Here is a 416-nt window from a genome sequence, read left to right on the forward strand (position 1 = left end):
TTCGGCTCCTAGTGCCAAGGCATCCACCGTGCGCCCTTTCTAACTTAACCAATGGTCAATTAAAAAGTTGTGGCCAATGGCCACGCGTACATGAATTGCTTGCATATATGTTTCAATGTCGTCATATCCAGTTTTCAAAGAACAAGTTTGAAAGAATCACAAAAAGGCGTTGCCGCCTGAAGGTGAACCTTCAAAACTGAACGCAAAACGTCAACCCCGGGAAACCCGGTTCCGAATTATCCTTAGAAAGGAGGTGATCCAGCCGCACCTTCCGATACGGCTACCTTGTTACGACTTCACCCCAATCATCCGTCCCACCTTCGGCGGCTGGCTCCACAAGGGTTACCTCACCGACTTCGGGTGTTACAAACTCTCGTGGTGTGACGGGCGGTGTGTACAAGGCCCGGGAACGTATT

Annotated in this window: 1 rRNA gene; it reads right to left on the reverse strand. The window is 50.2% G+C overall.

The annotated features are described in order from the left end of the window. Positions 1-246: 246 nt before the first annotated feature. A 16S ribosomal RNA gene (locus Q0785_RS20290) occupies positions 247-416 on the reverse strand; the annotation flags it as partial.

Source organism: uncultured Planococcus sp. (genome assembly GCF_947501725.1).
Classification (GTDB): domain Bacteria; phylum Bacillota; class Bacilli; order Bacillales_A; family Planococcaceae; genus Planococcus; species Planococcus donghaensis_C.